Source organism: Pseudoalteromonas gelatinilytica (assembly GCF_001641615.1).
In the GTDB taxonomy this organism is placed as follows: domain Bacteria; phylum Pseudomonadota; class Gammaproteobacteria; order Enterobacterales; family Alteromonadaceae; genus Pseudoalteromonas; species Pseudoalteromonas gelatinilytica.
In genome coordinates, this window is record NZ_LRRU01000019.1 from 528,329 (window position 1) to 546,463 (window position 18,135).

At 41.5% G+C, this 18,135-nt stretch carries 17 protein-coding genes; 5 read left to right on the plus strand and 12 right to left on the minus strand.

Features of this window, described 5'->3' with window-relative positions:
* Positions 1-20 precede the first annotated feature (20 nt).
* Positions 21-1,034: a zinc-binding alcohol dehydrogenase family protein gene (locus tag NH153_RS12660; protein WP_063704387.1), complete on the minus strand. Its 1,014-nt coding sequence runs from the start codon at positions 1,032-1,034 to the stop codon at positions 21-23.
* A 255-nt stretch (positions 1,035-1,289) separates the two neighbouring features.
* Positions 1,290-1,721, minus strand: a complete 432-nt coding sequence (locus NH153_RS12665; protein ID WP_063704389.1) for a MarR family winged helix-turn-helix transcriptional regulator — start codon at positions 1,719-1,721, stop codon at positions 1,290-1,292.
* Between the two features lie 123 nt (positions 1,722-1,844).
* Between NH153_RS12665 and NH153_RS12670 the strand changes: the two genes are divergently transcribed.
* Positions 1,845-2,273 (plus strand): organic hydroperoxide resistance protein, encoded by a 429-nt coding sequence (locus tag NH153_RS12670; RefSeq protein WP_063704391.1) that lies wholly within the window; start codon positions 1,845-1,847, stop codon positions 2,271-2,273.
* A 27-nt stretch (positions 2,274-2,300) separates the two neighbouring features.
* On the opposite strand, the gene NH153_RS12675 is transcribed toward NH153_RS12670, so the two are convergent.
* Together NH153_RS12675 and NH153_RS12680 are read right to left on the minus strand one after the other, a co-directional pair.
* A complete protein-coding gene (locus NH153_RS12675; protein ID WP_063704393.1) occupies positions 2,301-4,034 on the minus strand; it encodes a GMC family oxidoreductase in 1,734 nt (577 codons plus the stop codon).
* 25 nt (positions 4,035-4,059) lie between these two features.
* A complete protein-coding gene (locus NH153_RS12680; RefSeq protein WP_082874058.1) occupies positions 4,060-5,493 on the minus strand; it encodes a coniferyl aldehyde dehydrogenase in 1,434 nt (477 codons plus the stop codon).
* A gap of 107 nt (positions 5,494-5,600) precedes the next feature.
* Between NH153_RS12680 and NH153_RS12685 the strand changes: the two genes are divergently transcribed.
* Positions 5,601-6,605, plus strand: coding sequence for an AraC family transcriptional regulator (locus NH153_RS12685; protein ID WP_063704395.1), 1,005 nt, complete (start codon positions 5,601-5,603; stop codon positions 6,603-6,605).
* A 117-nt stretch (positions 6,606-6,722) separates the two neighbouring features.
* Complete coding sequence (locus NH153_RS12690) at positions 6,723-8,846, plus strand: methyl-accepting chemotaxis protein (RefSeq protein WP_063704397.1); 2,124 nt, start codon at positions 6,723-6,725, stop codon at positions 8,844-8,846.
* Between the two features lie 321 nt (positions 8,847-9,167).
* Here the strand turns inward: NH153_RS12690 and NH153_RS12695 are convergent, their stop codons facing one another.
* Positions 9,168-9,482, minus strand: coding sequence for a hypothetical protein (locus NH153_RS12695; protein ID WP_063704399.1), 315 nt, complete (start codon positions 9,480-9,482; stop codon positions 9,168-9,170).
* Between the two features lie 500 nt (positions 9,483-9,982).
* A complete protein-coding gene (locus tag NH153_RS12700) occupies positions 9,983-11,455 on the minus strand; it encodes a sensor domain-containing diguanylate cyclase (protein ID WP_063704401.1) in 1,473 nt (490 codons plus the stop codon).
* A gap of 400 nt (positions 11,456-11,855) precedes the next feature.
* On the opposite strand from NH153_RS12700, the gene NH153_RS12705 reads away from it, so the two are divergent.
* Positions 11,856-13,373 (plus strand): DUF3360 family protein, encoded by a 1,518-nt coding sequence (locus NH153_RS12705; RefSeq protein WP_063704403.1) that lies wholly within the window; start codon positions 11,856-11,858, stop codon positions 13,371-13,373.
* Positions 13,374-13,418: 45 nt separating this feature from the next.
* On the opposite strand, the gene NH153_RS12710 is transcribed toward NH153_RS12705, so the two are convergent.
* Positions 13,419-13,943 (minus strand): hypothetical protein, encoded by a 525-nt coding sequence (locus NH153_RS12710; RefSeq protein WP_063704405.1) that lies wholly within the window; start codon positions 13,941-13,943, stop codon positions 13,419-13,421.
* A gap of 52 nt (positions 13,944-13,995) precedes the next feature.
* Between NH153_RS12710 and NH153_RS12715 the strand changes: the two genes are divergently transcribed.
* Positions 13,996-14,355 (plus strand): DUF1294 domain-containing protein, encoded by a 360-nt coding sequence (locus NH153_RS12715; RefSeq protein WP_063704408.1) that lies wholly within the window; start codon positions 13,996-13,998, stop codon positions 14,353-14,355.
* A 50-nt stretch (positions 14,356-14,405) separates the two neighbouring features.
* On the opposite strand, the gene NH153_RS12720 is transcribed toward NH153_RS12715, so the two are convergent.
* The 5 genes from NH153_RS12720 to NH153_RS12740 all read right to left on the minus strand — a co-directional run bounded on the left by NH153_RS12720 (position 14,406) and on the right by NH153_RS12740 (position 17,974).
* Complete coding sequence (locus NH153_RS12720; protein ID WP_055197357.1) at positions 14,406-14,750, minus strand: PEGA domain-containing protein; 345 nt, start codon at positions 14,748-14,750, stop codon at positions 14,406-14,408.
* 245 nt (positions 14,751-14,995) lie between these two features.
* Entirely contained in the window at positions 14,996-15,316 is a 321-nt protein-coding gene (locus NH153_RS12725) for an immunity protein YezG family protein (RefSeq protein WP_063704410.1), read from the minus strand.
* A 21-nt stretch (positions 15,317-15,337) separates the two neighbouring features.
* Positions 15,338-15,865, minus strand: a complete 528-nt coding sequence (locus NH153_RS12730; protein ID WP_063704413.1) for a hypothetical protein — start codon at positions 15,863-15,865, stop codon at positions 15,338-15,340.
* Positions 15,866-16,079: 214 nt separating this feature from the next.
* Positions 16,080-16,943, minus strand: coding sequence for an immunity 49 family protein (locus NH153_RS12735; protein WP_063704415.1), 864 nt, complete (start codon positions 16,941-16,943; stop codon positions 16,080-16,082).
* Positions 16,944-17,110: 167 nt separating this feature from the next.
* Positions 17,111-17,974 carry an immunity 49 family protein gene (locus NH153_RS12740; RefSeq protein WP_063704417.1) on the minus strand — a complete coding sequence of 288 codons (864 nt, stop codon included), beginning with the start codon at positions 17,972-17,974 and terminating at the stop codon, positions 17,111-17,113.
* Positions 17,975-18,135: the final 161 nt, after the last annotated feature.

Genomic DNA, 18,135 nt, shown 5'->3' on the forward strand with positions numbered 1-18,135 from the left:
ATCTCGCAACTCGTTTCTCGTTACTCAAACCCTTCCAACACAAGCTTTCCACGAGCTTGATGAGATTCTAAAATCCCATGGGCTTTAACAAGGTTTGCTACGTTTATCTTACCTAAATGTTCACCCAATGTTGTTTTGATTGTGCCGTTATCAACTAAGCTAGCAAGCTCTGAAAGAAGCTGATGCTGGGCAATCATATCCTCGGTTTGGAACATTGAGCGGGTATACATAAACTCCCAATGCAGCGAAATACTTTTACGCTTTAACTTTAAAATATCAAAGCTTGCAGGGTCATCGATCAGTGCCAATTTACCTTGTGGCTTGATCACTTCCATAATGCTATCAAGATGTTGGTCGGTGTGCGTTAAGCTCACTACGTAATCAAATTCACTCAGGTCGGCTGCAAGACGTTGCTCGTTAAGGTTTTTGCTATGATCAAGCACATGATCAACACCTAAGTCTTTAAGCCAGTTGGCGCTTTCTTCTCGTGCGGCGGTACCAACAACTGTTAAATTGGTAAGCTGTTTGGCAAGCTGCACTAAAATTGAGCCTACACCACCTGCGGCACCTATCACTAATACAGAGGCTGGCTTATTGTTTTTAGATTTTTCAATCTGTAAACGGTCAAACAATAACTCCCACGCAGTAATACTGGTTAATGGCAAGGCGGCTGCTTCACTATTACTCAGGCTTGTTGGTGCAAGACCGACAATGCGTTCATCAACAAGTTGCAGCTCAGCATTACTGCCTTGGCGCGTTAAGTCGCCAGCATAAAACACACGATCACCGACATTAAATAACGAAACCTTGTCGCCAACAGCTTTAACCGTCCCCACTGCATCCCAGCCAATAACTTTGTAGCCAGTGTCTGGTGACACATTAGCGCGAATTTTAGTATCAACGGGGTTTACTGAAATTGCTTCTACGGCGACAAGAATGTCGTGACCTGTCGCAACGGGATCAGGTAATTCAATCGCTTGTAATGATGAGTCCGACAACGTTGGGGTTGCTGTAGTGTATCCAAATGCTTTCATGATGGTGTCCGTATTGATGAGTTTTGAACACTATAGCGTATAGAATTATATTAAAAAGGGTTTAGATACCAGCTCGCAATAATACGTAATCATTTTGAGGGAGCAAACCTGTCGCTACCAGCGTTAAAAATTTCTCATTTAGAACAACTAAATAACGAAATTTTTGCCTTGTTATCAACGAGGTTTTCTTGCCTCAAAAAGCCCACTTTATTAAGCAAGCTGGTATTATCCAAATTCACTTTCAAAAATTTTTTGTTAATCAAGGTCACTATTTACTAAATCGAGTAACTCAATCAGTTGCAGTGCTTGTTGTTCGTTAATGCTTGGGAAGCGACAACGAATTTGCGACGGTATATCGGCAGCTTGATCTTGCATCGCCTTGCCTTTGGCTTCGAGCTGCACGAGTCGTTTGCGTTTATCTTGGCTATCTTTGGCGATCGATAACAATGCTTTATCACTCATTTTTTTCAAAATTTGCGTCATCGCACCGCCATCAATGGCGGTTTTTTCAAGTAATTCAGCAATGCTGATCTGATCTTTTTCCCACAGCGCCATCATCACTACGTATTGCGGGTAGGTTAAATCTAATTGGTTGAGAGAATCTCGATACGCACGGGCAATCCCATTCGACGCCATATATAAGCGGTGGCATAGCTGGTTATCTAATTTTAGTTGTGGGTATTTCATGCACGATCCTCAAAATTCAATACGAGTATTTTAATTTGTATACAAAATATTTGCAATCCCGAAAAAGCTGATCTAATATATTTTGCATGCAAAATATATTTTCACTCAATTAGGAGAGTAATCATGAAAGAACTACAAAGTATCGCATACACAGCAAAAGCAACAGCAACAGGTGGCCGTGAAGGTACAGCAAAATCAGATGATGGTCGTTTAGATGTGGCACTATCAACACCAAAAGGGCTAGGTGGTGATGATGGTCAAGGTACAAACCCTGAGCAGTTATTTGCAGCAGGTTACGCGGCTTGTTTTATCGGCGCATTAAAGTTAGTGGCTGGCCAGGCAAAAATTAAATTACCAGCTGATACTCATATTAACTCTGAAGTATCAATTGGACCTATCGAAGGTGGTTTTGGTATTGCTGTTAAGCTTGCGGTATCTGTAGGTGATCTTGATAAAGACACCGCTCTTGCACTGGTTAATAAAGCGCACGAAGTATGCCCATACTCAAACGCAACGCGCGGTAACATTGCTGTAGAATTATCAGTGATCTAATCGCTATTGGTCAAAATAGGCCGTGCTTTATGCACGGCTTTTTTGTTTTTCAGCAATCGATTTTGCTAAATCACCTGAACCAGTCAGCGCTGATACTAGGCCTTCGCGTGGGTCACTAAATTGTATTGGCTTTATCTTGCTTGCTCGGGCTGCATCGAATACCGGTACTTGGCTCATCGCGTATTCAGACAATGCGGTAATGGTTAATGATGGGTTTACCCCTAAATTACCCGGTATGATTGAGCCGTCAATAACACGCAAGTTTTGATAGCCGAACACTTCTCCTGAGCTATCAACTACGCCGTTAGAAGCATCAGTCCCCATGGCGACTCCACTCATTATATGCGCCGTCATCGGGGCACCAAAGAGCACTTCAGATAAGGCAGACCCCGGCACGCCACCGAGTTTTTCGGCGTAGAGTTTGGTTGCTTCTTCTGCTTTTGGAAAACTAACACTAAGCGGCGTGTCATTGTCTTTTTGCACCGCAGTAATGCCGTTTTTAAATAATCGATACCATTTACGTCGCCATTCAAGGTGAATAAACGCCTCTGATTTTTGCATCACCAAAAAGAGGATTGAGCTGCGGGCTTTACCTTTTGGCCGCAAGACTTTGGCTGTTTTTATTGGATGGCGCAGTGTATTAACTAAAAACTTAGCAATACGCTTGAGGCCTTTTCCAGTCACCATAGGAACGTAAGGTAAATATAGCCATGTGCCATCGGCGCCTTCTCTAAACCGGCAAATTTCAATATTGGTGTCTTTGTCGACCGAAATAAATGAGCTGATCGCAACACCATCATCAACTTTTTTAGTAGTGTTGTTCGCGGTGGTGAGGGTTTCTGAATTAGTGCGAATTTGCTGACCTAGCCAAGCTGAAATATTGGGCAATGTTTTGTCTTTATCGCGCATTTTTAAAAGCAAAGGCACGGTGCCCATGACCCCTGCGCTTAGCACAACGCCACGTGCTGTTAGCGTATAAACATGGCTATTGCGATGACTGGTATCTTTAATCTTAATTTTGTATCCGGCGCTGCCATCTGCATTGAGCGGGGTGATTTTGATTACTTCAGAGCTGGGTCTTATCTCTACGCCATTGCGTTCGGCAAAGTACAGATAGTTTTTCATTAAGGTGTTTTTGGCATTATGGCGACAACCAATCATGCAGCTACCACAGTAATGGCAGGTATTTCGCCTTGGACCATCGCCATTAAAGTATGGGTCGGGTAGCTCTTTGTTATAGGCTTCGCCGGGTTTTGCAAAAAGTACCCCAGTGTTCACGGTTTTGAATGAGTCACCTTGACCCATCTGCTCTGCAATCTCTTTTAGTGTGTGATCGGCAACATTGGTATAGGTATTTTTGGCACTGCCTAACATGCGCTGTGCAAGGCCATAGTAGGGCATTAGGCTTTCTTTCCAGTCTGATTTTATGCGTGTCCACGCTGGAGATTGAAACACTTCATCATCAGGAATAAGGTGCACATTGGCATAAATTTGTGAGCCTCCACCCACACCCACACCATGCAGCACAGTGACTTTACTGGTAAACGAAAATTGAATGCAGCCTTTTAGGCCAATTTCAGGCTGCCACATATAATTTTTGATATCTAGGTTGGTCTTTGGAAATTCTTTATCGTCGCGGCGTAGGCCTTTTTCGAGTACTAAAACTCGGTTGCCTTTTTCGCTTAGGCGAAGCGCACTCACTGAGCCGCCAAAACCAGAGCCTATAATAATTTGGTCAAAATCAAATGTGTGTTGCTGCATTATTATCACCTGTTGGTGTTTATTATTATGAATTTAATTTACTTAAAAAGGCTAAAAGCTTATCGGCAAATCTGCCGTAAGGCGGCATTAAAAATTTCACGCTCGAAAACTTGGCTTGATAAAACACCGGGCGTAATTTTGAAAAGGTTAAAAAGCCTTCATAGCCATGGTAATGCCCCATACCACTGGCACCTACGCCACCAAAAGGTAAGTCGTGCTGACCAACATGAAACAGGGCATCGTTAACGCTTACACCCCCCGACATCACCTGCTCAATATAAAAGTTAATAAGCTGTTTGTTGTAGCTAAACGGGTAAAACGCTAAAGGTCTATCTCGCTCTGCAATATAATCAACGACTTGCTGCGAGTCTTGATAGGTTTTTACCATTAAAATAGGTCCAAAAGTCTCGCGGGTATCAATGCTCATACTGTCATTGCTGTTTAAAATTAATGTCAGTGGCAGTTTTCGCGTGTTGGCATCTGCAACTTGGTCGCTGAGAGAAATAACGTCAGCGCCGAGTTGTTTGGCTTCTTCAATACAGTTTGTAAGGCGTTTAAATGCGCGGTCATCAATAATGGCTGTGTAATCTTGGCTATGGATATCTGGCACATGTTTCTTCGCCCAGCGAGTTGCTGTATCGATAAATAGTGCAAGTTGAGACTGATGCACAAATACATAATCAACATTGGTACAAATTTGCCCAGCGTTCATTTGCTTTACATACATGATGCGCTCGACAGCTTTTTGCATCGGGTAATCAGTAGCAATCACAGCAGGAGATTTACCTCCTAACTCAAGGGTTACAGGCGTTAGGTTTTGCGCCGCTGCAGCCATCACTTTTTTGCCGGTTTCACCTGAGCCTGTGAACATTAAATGATCAAAGGGAAGCTTTGAAAAGGCGATGCCTACTTCACCAGTCTCACAGTAAAATTGCAGCTTTTCGGGCTTAAAATAATTGCCCACTAGCTCGCCTAAAAGCGCGCTTAAATGCCGTGAGTTTTCAGACATTTTAACCATCGCCTTATTACCTGCTGCAAATGCTGCGGCTAATTGACTAAAGGCTAAATTTATCGGGAAATTCCACGGCACAATTAACCCTACAACACCAAGCGGCTGGGGAATAACTCGGTTCTTTGCCCCTAAATACATGCGGTGATCAACATGTCGCTTTTGCACTTTCATCCACTTTTTAAGGTGCTTTAACGTGCTATTGATATCTGCACAGGCATTAATGATTTCGGCAAGTAAGGTTTCATGGCGAGAGCGATTCCCATAGTCTTGATTAATGGCCTCGATAATACGTGCTTGGTTCTCAGTAATCATGGCTTTTAACGCAAGTAAGTGTTCACGTCTTTGCTGGTAGTTTTCAATACCTGCTGCTTTGGCATGGCTGCGCTGCGCGACTAAGTCGGCCATTAAAATGCTATCGATGCTTACTGGTTTAGTGGCAATGTTCATCTGTATGTTCTGTTTATCAGAGTTTGTTCTAGCATAAATAAATCGCTTGCAGTTGATTTGACTTTTTAGGACACTGAAATGACTCTTTAGGACAAAAGGCACACTGTGTGGAAAGTTTAATTCGCTCTTCTAGTTTAGCTGGGTTTGAGAATTTAGTGAGGCAATATGGTGTAAATCCAATTACTTTGTTGGAGAAAGCAGGTATTTTACCCGCACAGTTACGCGACCCAGACAGCTTTGTTGTTTACGCTCATTACCTTGAACTACTTGAACTTGCTGCCCAAGCGTGTGATGAGCCATGTTTTGGCTTAAAGCTTGGCGCATCACAAAGTATGAGTACTGTGGGCTTAATTGGTGCTTACATGTCGCGCCAGCCTACGATTCTTGATGCCCTTAATGTTGCCCAAAAATACATATACCTGCATGCCGAAGGCATTGTGCTTAACCTTGCACTGCTTGGGCAAACAAGTTGTGAGGTCCGTTTTGTCCGACTCTCTGACGAAAAACACGAGTTTGAGCAAAAATCTCAGTTGGCAGTGTGTTTGGTCAATAAAATATTAAAAGAATTAGTTGGCCCGAAATGGCGCGCCGATAAAGTGTGTTTACGGCAATCTGTGGCGGTGAAACAGCGGCCATTATTTAATAAAGTGCTTAATTGTGAAGTTGAGTTTAACAGTGACGTAGATGCGATTTATTTTTCTAGCGCATTTTTATCCTTTAAACCCCAGCTCAATGATGCCATTTTAGACACCTTAATAGCGGATCAACTTGAGCTGCAACGCCTCAATAAACTCCCCGATGAAATGCTGCAAATAGAAGGTGCGATGAAAATCTTGCTAGCAACCGGTGAGTGCAATAAAGAAAATACCGCTAAAAGTGTTGGGCTACACCCCAAAAAGCTGCAACGTATATTAACTGAGCATAACACCAGTTATCGGCAATTGTTGGACGAAGTTAGAAAGTCAGAGGCAATGCGACTATTACAACAAAAGCATATCAATATGACCGACTTAGCACTGCGTTTAGGCTATGCGGAGCTGTCGATTTTTAGTCGTCGCTTTAAGCTATGGTTTGGTGTGTCACCCACCGAATGGCAGCAAAATTTGCGCTAACTTTACAAAAAGGCTCAATCACACTAAAACTTCATACTTTTTTTTCTAATTGTCCCTGTGAAGTCATGCAAATGGTCTAAACTATTAGCAAACCTACAATAAAAACAGGAAATGTCGATGCGGCAGTTAGCATTAGCGAAAAAGCTATTATGGCTTACGGTAGGCAGTATTTTTATTACTGTGTTTGTTTTATCAAGTGTTTTATGGTGGCAACTGTCAAACAGTAACCAGCAATTAGCTGCGCAATCAGAAAAGTTGATTGTTGCTGAAGTTGAAGACAAACTCGCCTCAAATGCCGCCGCATATGGTGAACAAGTAGCTGGGTTTATTAACGAAGCGTACCGAGTACCTTACTCATTTGCCGCTATCTTAGGCGATCATGATGCTGCAACGACCCTAACACGTGATGCTGTGGTTGAAGTAAATCGCTCGTTACTTAAAAAAAATACAATTCTTTCATCTATTTATTCGCAATTTGAAGCAAATGCATTTGATGGACGTGATGCAAATTTCATCAGTGGTTATGACCACTCTGTAGCAGGTGTTGGCACACTCGAAATTTATTTCACACGCAATCGAGATGGTGCCATTGAACAACAGGTGGTTGACGATGCGGCTGAGAAGTATGTCGATACGCTCAATGAATTTGGCCAGCGGGAAGCTGAGTGGTACTTGTGTGTAAAAGATACCAAAGTGCCTTGTATAATGGAGCCCTACTTATACGAAATCACCCCTGGTTACTCTGAAATGATGACCTCTTTAACCGTGCCCATTCTTCGTGATAACGAATTTATTGGTGTTGCTGGGGTTGATTTAACCCTGCCAGTGTTTCAAAGCATGACCGAAAAACTCTCAAAAGAGCTGTACAACGGTAAAGCACGCGTCACCTTATTAAGCTCACTCGATTTAGTGGTTGGTAGTAGCCATTACAAAGATAAGTTAGGCAGACCGTTAAAAGAGGCGGTGGCCAAAAGCACTTTAGACAATTACGTAAAAGCGAAAAAACAAAGTGGTGTATTTAAAGTCGGTGATGAGTATTTAGTTAACTACCCAATTACCATAAAGCTTGCAAAAACACAGTGGAACTTATTGATTGAAGTACCCGCTGAGCTTGCCCTTGAAGGGCCGCATGCACTGGCTAATAGCATGAGCGAAAATGCCAATACACTAGGCGGTTTAATCTTGGTAACGGGTATTATTATTGCTGGTGCCGCCTTTGTGATCATGACCTTAGTGATCCGCACAATTGTGGCACCACTACAGCAAATTCAACAGCGCGTTGATAACCTTGCCAGTGCTGAAGGTGATTTAACTCAAACCTTGCATGTTGATACTCACGCTGAGCTAATCGCATTGGCAACAGGCTTTAATGCATTTCTTGCTAAATTGCGCGATTTAATTGGTGAGCTTAAAAATGTATCAACGCAAACCAAAGAGCAGGCTCACTTAGCGACTAGTGTTGCTGTTGATACTAAACACAACGTTCAAGCTCAGTTCCAAGAAATTGAGAGCGTAGTAACCGCCATGAATGAAATGAGCGCGACAGCACTCGAAGTAGCAAGAGCCTCAGAGCAGTCAGCACAACAAGCCGATGAAATAAACAGCCTTGTGGTGAGTAGTGAATCGAGCTTGTCGTCTGCGGTTACCCAAGTTAAAACCATGTCGGATGAAATCAAAGAGGCCAATCAAGCGGTTGAAAAAGTCGCGGCACGTAGTAACGACATTACACAAATTTTAGATGTGATCAGAACAATTGCAGAGCAAACAAACTTACTTGCACTGAATGCAGCAATTGAAGCGGCAAGGGCCGGTGAACAAGGCCGTGGCTTTGCGGTAGTAGCAGATGAAGTAAGGGCTCTCGCTTCAAAAACACGTTCATCAACCGATGACATCAGCGGCCTAATCGACAGCTTACAGCTAGAAGTAGGCAACGCTTCTAAGGTCATTGAGCAAGGTGTTGTGCGTGCACAAACCGCGGTAGATGAAACCTCCGTTGCATTTGATGCATTACACGAAGTTGTAGTCAAAGTGGATGAAATCACGCAGCAAATTACTCACATTGCAACGGCTGCAGAAGAGCAAAGCTCAGTCACAGAAGAGATAAACCGCAACCTGACGTTAATTTCAGATGCCGCATCGCAACTAGCTGAGCTATCTACCCAAGCCGGAGACGGTAGCCAAACCCTCAATGCACTCGTTGCACAACAAGATGATGAGTTGAATAAGTTGAAGACGAAATAGTTATAAGGTGCTAGTTGTTAGGCTCTAGGCTCTAGGCTCTAGGAGCTAGGCTCTAGGAGCTAGGCGCTAGGCTCTAGGAGCTAGGAGCTAGGAGCTAGGAGCTAGGAGCTAGGTGCGAGAATAAAACGCGATGTAAAATCGCTGCTACATGCTCGCATCTCGTACCTCGTAACTTTACTCTCGTAACTCGTACCTAATACCTTGTTTCGCGCGCCAAGCAAGTGTGACGCCTACAAGGTAGCAGCGGCTTTATGCCGCGACTAAGGGTAAAAATATCGCTATGCGATGAAGAAATCGGATCTGAAAATCGATTAAGGGTGGTTATGCATCGCTCGTAATTGTTAGATATTTATTTTTACCAAAAGTAACGTAATAGATGGGTAAAAATAGACCCGATAGTAAGTGACTGCTCATAGTGTTCGAAACAGTTACTTTATTTGATTGAATTTCTTTGACAGAAAGTTTAGGGCTAGAGCACCAATCAATGGAGAACCAGATAAATTTAGTGTCATCAGGTATTGTGTAGTTGGTTAAAGAGTTGGGTTTGATTTTGCCGATTTTTTTAGAGTCGGCCCATAAAGTGTAATCTCTAATTTTATCATGATATTGTTTTGGTCTGGTTACTTCAATTTCCATTTGAACCTCACAAGGATAGTAATTCCATTAAACTTAACGGGCTTATAGCTCGTTTTCTTCCATATCCATTGTATTTTTATCAGAGCCGTTAATTAATTTCTAGTCGTATAGTGCAAGGAATCTTAGGCTCATGCTCGTACCTCGTATCTTTACTCTCGTAACTCGTATCTTTACTCTCGCAACTCGTAACTAATACCTTGTTTCGCGCGCCAAGCAAGTGTGACGCCTACAGGTAGCAGCGGCTTTATGCCGCGACATGGGTGAGGTAAGGGCATACGAGAATAAAACGCGATGTAAAATCGCTGCTACATGCTCGCCCCTCGCATCTCGTATCTTTACTCTCGTACCTCGTATCTTTACTCTCGTACCTCGTATCTTTACTCTCGTACCTCGTATCTTTACTCTCGTACCTCGTATCTTTACTCTCGTACCTCGTATCTTTACTCTCGTACCTCGCATCTCGCCCCTCGTATCTTTACTCTCGTAACTCGTATCTTATTCTAACTACACTGCGCTTGATTACGGCCTTGGTTTTTGGCTTGGTATAATGCTTTATCGGCGCGTTTTAACATCGATTCTATGTGCTGATCGCTTGCTTGTAAGGTGCTAACACCAATACTCACGGTGAATTTAACGTGTTTGTTGTCGGCGATGATGTCTTGCTGTTCGATATCGGCTCTGATCCTTTCTGCGATAGCAAATGCCGTGTGGTTATTTGCCATAGGTAAAAATAAGACAAATTCTTCTCCACCAATGCGACCCGCAATATCTGATGATCTGCTATGTTGGATGAGCTTATGTGCAGTGGTTCGTATTACCTCATCGCCAGTAGCGTGGCCAAATTTATCGTTTATACCTTTAAATTGGTCTAAATCTAGCAGTAACAGAGAGCAGGTACATTGCACGTCATGATATTTTGCAAACTGCTGATTAACCTTTTCGAAGAAGCCGCGGCGATTATAAAGTTGTGTTAAATGATCTGTTACAGATAAGGCTAATGCCTCATGCTTAGCACGTTCTAGCTCATAGGTTCGCTCTTCTACTTTTTGTTCGAGCATGGTGGTTAGTTTTTGTTGCTCTTTCTTGCGCTGAATAAACACGGCTTGAATAAGTAATATCGCTGAAAGAGTAAATAAAAAGAAAAACTGCATGGTCACTTCTGCTGTTTTAGGATGATGATAATAAAAATACCCCCAGCCTTGATTACTTCCGACCCAAGCTGCAAAAAACACCAACATATTCATGCAACTGGTGGCAGTTGGTGATAACCGCGTAGCGGCATAAAGCAGCGGAAACAGCAGTAATGCAGGTTGTAAAAATGGTAATGTCATGGTTGTGTATGCGGGGCCAAAAATAAAATAACACAACAAAACCACCGTCAGAGTAAGCAACAGAAGTTTAGAAAATTCACTAGAAGTGACTGTATGCGGCCAATTTCGCCATAAAAAGTAAAGGGCAGGGGTGAACACAATTGCCGCTAAGGCATTGCTAATACTCCAATTTAAGATGCCTACATACAAGCCATTAAACCACTCGATACCAACTAGTGAGTATATGCCCACACCGAAAAGTGCAGAAATCACACCAATCGCTATGCAAGCAACAATAAACACTCTGGCTAAACTGGTAACGCTCGTCAGCAGCGTGTGTTGTTTAAGTTTTCGGTTAATTAGCCAAAATGCTGTTAAAGCAGCGAGAGTATTACCTGTGGTTGTCGCGGCATTTATTGCTATGTGTTTAAACGTGAATGGATTCAAGCCGCTGAGATAAAAATAACAAAACACAACTAAACAGGTGCCTGATGCAACGCCCAACCAGGCTTTACGACCAAATAACATCAAGCCTGCCAATGCGACTCCTGCTGGAGGCCATACTGCTAGTGTTTTTAACACTTGCATGGTAAACAAGCCAAACAGCAGATAAACAGAGCAAACAATGATATTAAATTGCCAAGGCTTGAGCTGTGTGTTCATACATCCCTTTATGCGCTTATGTAAGAAAGCCACCGACTGGCGAGTTAGCATTAATCAAACTACTAATAAATTAGTATATTAGTAGTTAGGAATTAGGCAAATTCAGTTAATTTAAAAGTAGTTTTTATAACACTGTTTGCTATTCATACAATTTATTAGACTAATAGTTAATGTGCTTAAAAAACAATCTTTAGCTTACACTTTAAAAGCGTTTAAAATCAGTAAAGTTATAAATATCAATGTATTAAATTTGTTTCTGATACTCTCAACTTATTAAAAACACCTATTTTATAAATTCATACCCGACCTTTTGCCTAATCGTGTTTTGTATCTGGCTGCTTTACCCTAACTGGAAAATAAAAACTCACACAATTTTTCAAGATAGGCAGTAGGAGAACTCATGAATACGAGGCAGCAATCAGCGTCAATAACGCCTGCTGAACAAGGATCGGATACTCATACCGACCAGCAAAGCTATCAAGCTCTTCATAAACCCAGCAGTGAATTTTCGAGTCGTGACGAATACCTTGAACACGAATTACAAATTATGCAGCCTAAGCGCTGGCGTCCTAACTTACCATTTCGTGATTATCGGTTTGAATTAGAAGACTCTATCCCTGCCATGGCAGGGACCATAGGCAAGGTGGTCATGGTGGGTGCAATTGCTGCAACATTTGCAGCGCCATTGGGCTTAGGTGAAGGCTTTATTCTAGAAAACGTGCGCTATGAGCTGTTAATTGTATCGATCTTCATTTTATTATTTTCAGGCTTCTTTTTACCAACAGCAAACTTAGCGGGTACGCATGGGCCGCTTATTCCTTTGATCCCGATTGTGGTTGCTGCGGGTGGTCACCCAATGGCCTTCGGTTTACTGATAGGGGCGTTTGGTCTATTACTGGCGCTTAGTAAAGGCGGGAGTTTACTGGCGGGGTTAACCAGCCGAGGCGTGTGTGGCGGTTTACTGCTTTACCTTGGTTTTATTGGCACGATTTCGCAGGTTAAAAAGCTATTTGCATGGGCTGAAGGCATTGATATGACCCATATCGCTTTCATTGTGATCTTGTCGACTATCGTGTTATATGCCTTACTTGAGCACTTCAAAAAACGTTGGTTAGCTGTGCCTTTAAGTTGCTTACTTGGTGGTTTAATCGCATTTTTACTGGGTGCACCGTTTGAGTTTAAAACAGCGCCGGGTTTACCAAATATGAACCCAATGTATTGGTGGGGTGAAAATACCGGTTGGATGCTGGGTTTACCGACCCTAGAGAGCTTTGTTGTGGTATTGCCATTCGCGGTGCTTGCGGTTGCCATGTGGTCACCTGACTTTTTAGGGCATCAAGTATTCCAAAAAATTAGTTACCCAGAACGCACAGAAAAAGTACAAATGAACATTGACGATACCATGTTCAGTGCTTCAATCCGCCAAACGTTTGGTTCTTTGTTAGGCGGCTCTAACTTTACCTCGTCATGGGGAACCTACATCGTGCCAGCAGCCATCGCTAAACGCCCAATTCCTGCCGGAGCGGTGTTAACGGCATTATTTTGTATTATTGCCAGTATTTGGGGCTACCCAATGGATTTAGCTATTTGGCAACCCGTGTTATGCGTCGCGCTAATAGTTGGTGTGTTTATCCCGCTTCTAGAAGCGGGTATGGAAATGACTCGCGAAGGTAAAACTACGCAATCGGCTGCTATTGTGGTGTTTTCATCGACTTTAGTGAATCCTGCATTTGGCTGGTCATTAACTATGTTGCTCGACAATTTGGGCTTAATTGGTTGTAAAGAACGAAGCTCTGAACTAACCCCAATGAGCCGCTGGATCATTCCATTAGTAATGTTTGTTATTTTAACAAGCGTGATGGCAATGGTGGGTATGTTGCCAGGGATCCCAGCATTAATGGCAGACTTTAGACATTAATATATAAGGGTAAGGTGATAAACGCCTTACCCTTTTTTAAAGCTTTTATTTAAACTTAACTGTTTTTTCGCTGCGGGTGTAAGTTCGGGTATCGGGTTTTGTCCATTGACCTTTTTTAAGGTAAGAGGTCGACACTACAAAGCTGTTGTTTTTAAACTCGCTTGTCGATTTCACCTTAGTGATCCCTTCTTTATTACCCGTTACATTTTCATAAGCAACAAATTGAGTAGGGCTAAGTACATTCATAGTGCCTTGGGTATAAAAACCTGCCGTAGTGAAGTAATAAAACACCAAAGACTGCTTTTTATTGTCCCAAAAAATCATCGACTCACCACCATATTCACCTTCATTGATAGAGTGTATGGTTTTAATCGCCGTGCCATTGAGCGCGCGTTGCCAGCTACTCACATCTTGCACGGCAGGCTTACCTGCTGCGACATTAAAGTCTGACTGCCACGTGCCTAAATAAGGCTCAAACACTTTTAGTTTGTCATCAAGTTGTTGATCTGCAGCCATAACAGAAAGCGAACATAAGCAGATTGATAGTAAAAGTGATTTTAGGTATGCCATAATAGCGTCCCGATAAAATTAATTTGTTTTGCAGAGTATAGGTGATAATTCTTTGATTAAGAAAACATTAATTACATTTTCATTGTTGTTTCTAGCGCTGCTATGGCTGGTATCGTGGCAACTTAATATTACCTACTTTATTGCAGGCACTTACAGCGTAGCGAGCTTAATAAGCTTTTTGGTATATGGCTGGGATAAACGTTTAGCGATGCAACATGGCGAGCATGTGATAAGAGTACCTGAGCGTACACTGCATATTTTAGGGTTAATCGGCGGCTGGCCAGGTTCATTAATTGCGCAGCAATGGTTAAGACACAAATCAAAAAAACGCAGTTTTATTGCCGTACTTTGGTTAACAATTATTGTTAATGGCAGTGCACTGTCGTCACTGTATTATTTGCAGTTAATTTAAAAGAAGATCAAAAAAGGAAAGCAACAGCTTTCCTTTTTTGTGAAAACCACTTATTGAGCAGCTTGAATTGATTCAATACTATCAAGCTCAATCGTTAGAATTGTTTTCTTATCAACAACAACCCATTTGCGGTAAGTTAAGTAACCTGGCTTTGTTACTTCAATGTCGTACTTACCTTCATCAAGTTCGATACCATCTTCATAAACAGGTTTAATATTCATAATACGAACACGCGCATCATCAGGTGTTGTGACCACCGTTAATGAAATAACCGATTCATCTACAACCACTTCAGGCGTTACTTCTGCAATAGGCTCAGGTTGCGGCTCAACATCATGGCTTGATGAACAACCTGCTAAAACCAATAAGGCAAATAATGCGCTTAACTTTTTCATAAATACTCCATTTAATAGTTCACAATAAACGAAACCGCTTATAGTTTGAAAACTCATGAAGAATCAAGGAATAACAATAGAGGGGGCAGCTATTATTCGTCTTCCGTGACTTTCATATTTATCATCAATAATAAATTTTGAGCTATTTTAGTATGTATCCTAATAAGGTTCAAATTATAGTTTCATTAATGTTATTAATTAATGATTTTTACTTATTATTTTTATTGTGGATTTTAAAGTAATGTTTATTGGTTTTTATCATTATTTTCTTTGTCAAAAGCTATGCTGAATTTTCCCTGCCGAGTGAGATTAAAAATCGCACGTTGCCAATTTTCTGGTTGATTTTGTATTGCAGAATCAAACAGTGTTTTAAATAAATCAATAATGCGGTCAGAAACGGCAATAGGGTGCTGAGTTTCATCGGCCTCATTTTCATAAAAGGCCTGGCATGTAATGACCTCATTGTGCTGGCAATCTAAAACTAACATTGCTTTCGACCAGTCACCGTTAATTTGTTGATAAAGGTATTGACCTAGTTGCTGTGGGATTTGTGAGTTGTGTGTCATGTGCTGTCCTTAGCGTTGTTGCTATAAAGTGCCGTTTTCGTATTTATTGGCAAGCTCTTTCCATGTGCTAAAAAATCCACCATGAAAGAAATAGCTATCAGAGATATTCAATATTTGATAATTTGTTGTCTCATGGTCTTTCCGTGAATAGTTTGATAGGCTATATCCTTGATCGCCTCGTTCATTTAGCCTCCCTATTAGTCTTGTAATACCGATATCTTCACCTTCCACTAGGTCATCAGTACTTATTGTGCCATGAGGTAATCCACCTGCGTTGGGCATTTTGGTGAAAAACTCAAATTTTTTAACAAACCAAGGTAAAATTGATAGTGGTGCATCAAATTGCCTAGTAGCTAAAAACGGGGCTTGACCTTTTGGTGAAATAATCCAATGAAGGATAACTGATAAGTATCCGTTTTGATTGTAAAAGGAGTGATAACGGCCAGGGTAATTTAATGAATCTTCAATTGTAATTAGATGTTTTATCCCTTTTGGTGGATTCTCTGGGTCTTTTATTTCTTTTAGTGAGGGGAAAAGTTTTTTAGTCATTTAAATGCCTCCTTTAATGGGAGTGGTAACAGGTGTGATTGTGATAGCATCACCAAACTGTTCTAAGTTGATCAGCTTTCTCTCAAAATTAAATGTTTCAACTGCACAATAGTCTGCTCCTTTGAATAAACTGTTTAACTAACGGAATTTCTCTGTATTAGTTTTAGTTATATTGCCAACATCCATGTTGTTAAAGAGCGGTTACTGTCGTTTATTAATTTGGGTCTGTTGGTGGTGTTACATCAATTAGCCATGCTGGAATGTAGCCATTTTCAACAGTGAGCTTGTAGCCTTTTACGTCTTTAGCGATGATGGCTAAGGCTGTTAAAGCTAATGGGATGGCACCTTCGTTTGCACCTTCGTGGTCTTCGTTGTTGTAATACTCTCTATGGGCCAGCAAGGCTTTTTCCATGGCTTGATTATATTCTTGCTCACCGTTATCAGTGAATATGGCGGTGATCACCGAGATAAGCGGCCATTCCAAGCGACTAACATATAAGTAAATTTCATCATCGGCATAATCATCTGGATTACAAGTTAGGTATGCTTGCTCAATCAAGTTGGCTAAATCAGCACTAGGGTTAAATAAGCCTTTTAGTAAATCAGATAATGCATAATCAAATGGGGTGCGCTGTTCACTTAGCCTTGCTTGTTTAAATACATCGTTGTCGACAGTAATCAGGTAGTTAATAGCTTCCTTATTACGAGCAATGATGCTGCTATAAAATGCAAGTAACCAGTTATTGTGTTTAGTGCCATAGTTGTCTTTTTTTCCAATCACTTCTATATATTCATCATCGTAAAAGAAAGGGAAAGGTTGGCCGTCATGGGCATTACTTTGGAAAATACCATGTCCTAATTGCGAAGCGCGAATAACATAGAGCCAAGCATGGTAGCTATTGGGGTTTTGAATCGCTTCCATGGGGAATGAGTCAATGATATTACGGGTAAACTGTGTATAGAGTCCTAAGCTAGGATTTTTTTGAATACGGGGTATATTTTTATCTTCGTGCTTTTTATAGCGCTCTACCATATGGTCATAACTTACTTGTGCAAAACTGTAATGGCTCTCAATCATTTTATTAGTTCCTTAAAATCCTATATCAAAAATCGATACGTCAATAACTTCGATAAGCCCTGCATCATTGGCTTTTTGATACATGATTAGTATTAACGGCAGCAAAGCATGGGTTTCATGCTTTGCTGCCAACATCCATGTTGTTAAAGAGCGGTTACTGTCGTTTATTAATTTGGGTCTGTTGGTGGTGTTACATCAATTAACCATGCTGGAATGTAGCCATTTTCAACTGTGAGCTTATAGCCTTTTACGTCTTTAGCGATGATGGCTAGGGCAATAAGGGGGATAGCTAAACCTCCTCGTCTACTACCTATACGCTCTTCGTCACTGTAATATTCTTTATGGGCCAGCAAGGCTTTTTCCATGGCTTGATTATATTCTTGCTCGCCGTTTTCAGTGAAAATGGCGGTAATAATAGGAATGAGCGGCCATTCTAAACGACTTACATAGAGGTATGCTTCATCATCAACGTAATCATCTGAGTTACAGGTGATATAGGCTTGCTCGATTAAAGGGGCTAAGTCGACACTAGGGTTAAATAACCCTTTGAGTAAGTCAGACAGTGCATAATCAAAGGGCCTCAGTTGATTACCATAATTAGCTGTTTTAAACACATCATTGTCGATGGCCGTTAAGTAAGCGATGGCATCATGGTTACGGGCAATAATACTGCTGTACAAAGCAAGTAGCCACACGGGGTGCTCAGCATGTTCAGGGTCGCGTTTACCAGTTACTTCTAAATATTCATCATCGTAAAAGAAAGGGAAAGGTTGGCCGTCATGGGCATTGCTTTGGAAAATACCATGTCCTAATTGCGAAGCGCGAATAACATAGAGCCAAGCATGGTAGCTATTAGGGTTTTGAATCGCTTCCATGGGGAATGTGTTGATTAAGTTTGTATTAAAGCTAAAGTGCATTTGATACCCAGGGTTTTTCTGTATCATTTCAATTTCATCGACTTGCAATCTATTATATAGCTTTATGGTTCGGTCGTAGCTTACTTGTGCAAAGCTGTAATGGCTCTCAATCATTTTATTTATTCCTTAAAATCCTATATCAAAAATCGATACGTCAATAACTTCGATAAGCCCAGCGTCATAGGCTTTTGATACATAATTAATATGATTAGTATTAGCGGCAGCAAAGCATGGGTTTCATGCTTTGCTGCCAACATCCATGTTGTTAAAGAGCG

Coding starts and splice junctions, on each gene's coding strand:
- NH153_RS12660 (WP_063704387.1), bottom strand. CDS start 1,034: ATGAAAGCATTTGGATACACTACAGCAACCCCAACGTTGTCGGACTCA.
- NH153_RS12665 (WP_063704389.1), bottom strand. CDS start 1,721: ATGAAATACCCACAACTAAAATTAGATAACCAGCTATGCCACCGCTTA.
- NH153_RS12670 (WP_063704391.1), top strand. CDS start 1,845: ATGAAAGAACTACAAAGTATCGCATACACAGCAAAAGCAACAGCAACA.
- NH153_RS12675 (WP_063704393.1), bottom strand. CDS start 4,034: ATGCAGCAACACACATTTGATTTTGACCAAATTATTATAGGCTCTGGT.
- NH153_RS12680 (WP_082874058.1), bottom strand. CDS start 5,493: ATGAACATTGCCACTAAACCAGTAAGCATCGATAGCATTTTAATGGCC.
- NH153_RS12690 (WP_063704397.1), top strand. CDS start 6,723: ATGCGGCAGTTAGCATTAGCGAAAAAGCTATTATGGCTTACGGTAGGC.
- NH153_RS12695 (WP_063704399.1), bottom strand. CDS start 9,482: ATGGAAATTGAAGTAACCAGACCAAAACAATATCATGATAAAATTAGA.
- NH153_RS12700 (WP_063704401.1), bottom strand. CDS start 11,455: ATGAACACACAGCTCAAGCCTTGGCAATTTAATATCATTGTTTGCTCT.
- NH153_RS12705 (WP_063704403.1), top strand. CDS start 11,856: ATGAATACGAGGCAGCAATCAGCGTCAATAACGCCTGCTGAACAAGGA.
- NH153_RS12710 (WP_063704405.1), bottom strand. CDS start 13,943: ATGGCATACCTAAAATCACTTTTACTATCAATCTGCTTATGTTCGCTT.
- NH153_RS12720 (WP_055197357.1), bottom strand. CDS start 14,750: ATGAAAAAGTTAAGCGCATTATTTGCCTTATTGGTTTTAGCAGGTTGT.
- NH153_RS12725 (WP_063704410.1), bottom strand. CDS start 15,316: ATGACACACAACTCACAAATCCCACAGCAACTAGGTCAATACCTTTAT.
- NH153_RS12730 (WP_063704413.1), bottom strand. CDS start 15,865: ATGACTAAAAAACTTTTCCCCTCACTAAAAGAAATAAAAGACCCAGAG.
- NH153_RS12735 (WP_063704415.1), bottom strand. CDS start 16,943: ATGATTGAGAGCCATTACAGTTTTGCACAAGTAAGTTATGACCATATG.
- NH153_RS12740 (WP_063704417.1), bottom strand. CDS start 17,974: ATGATTGAGAGCCATTACAGCTTTGCACAAGTAAGCTACGACCGAACC.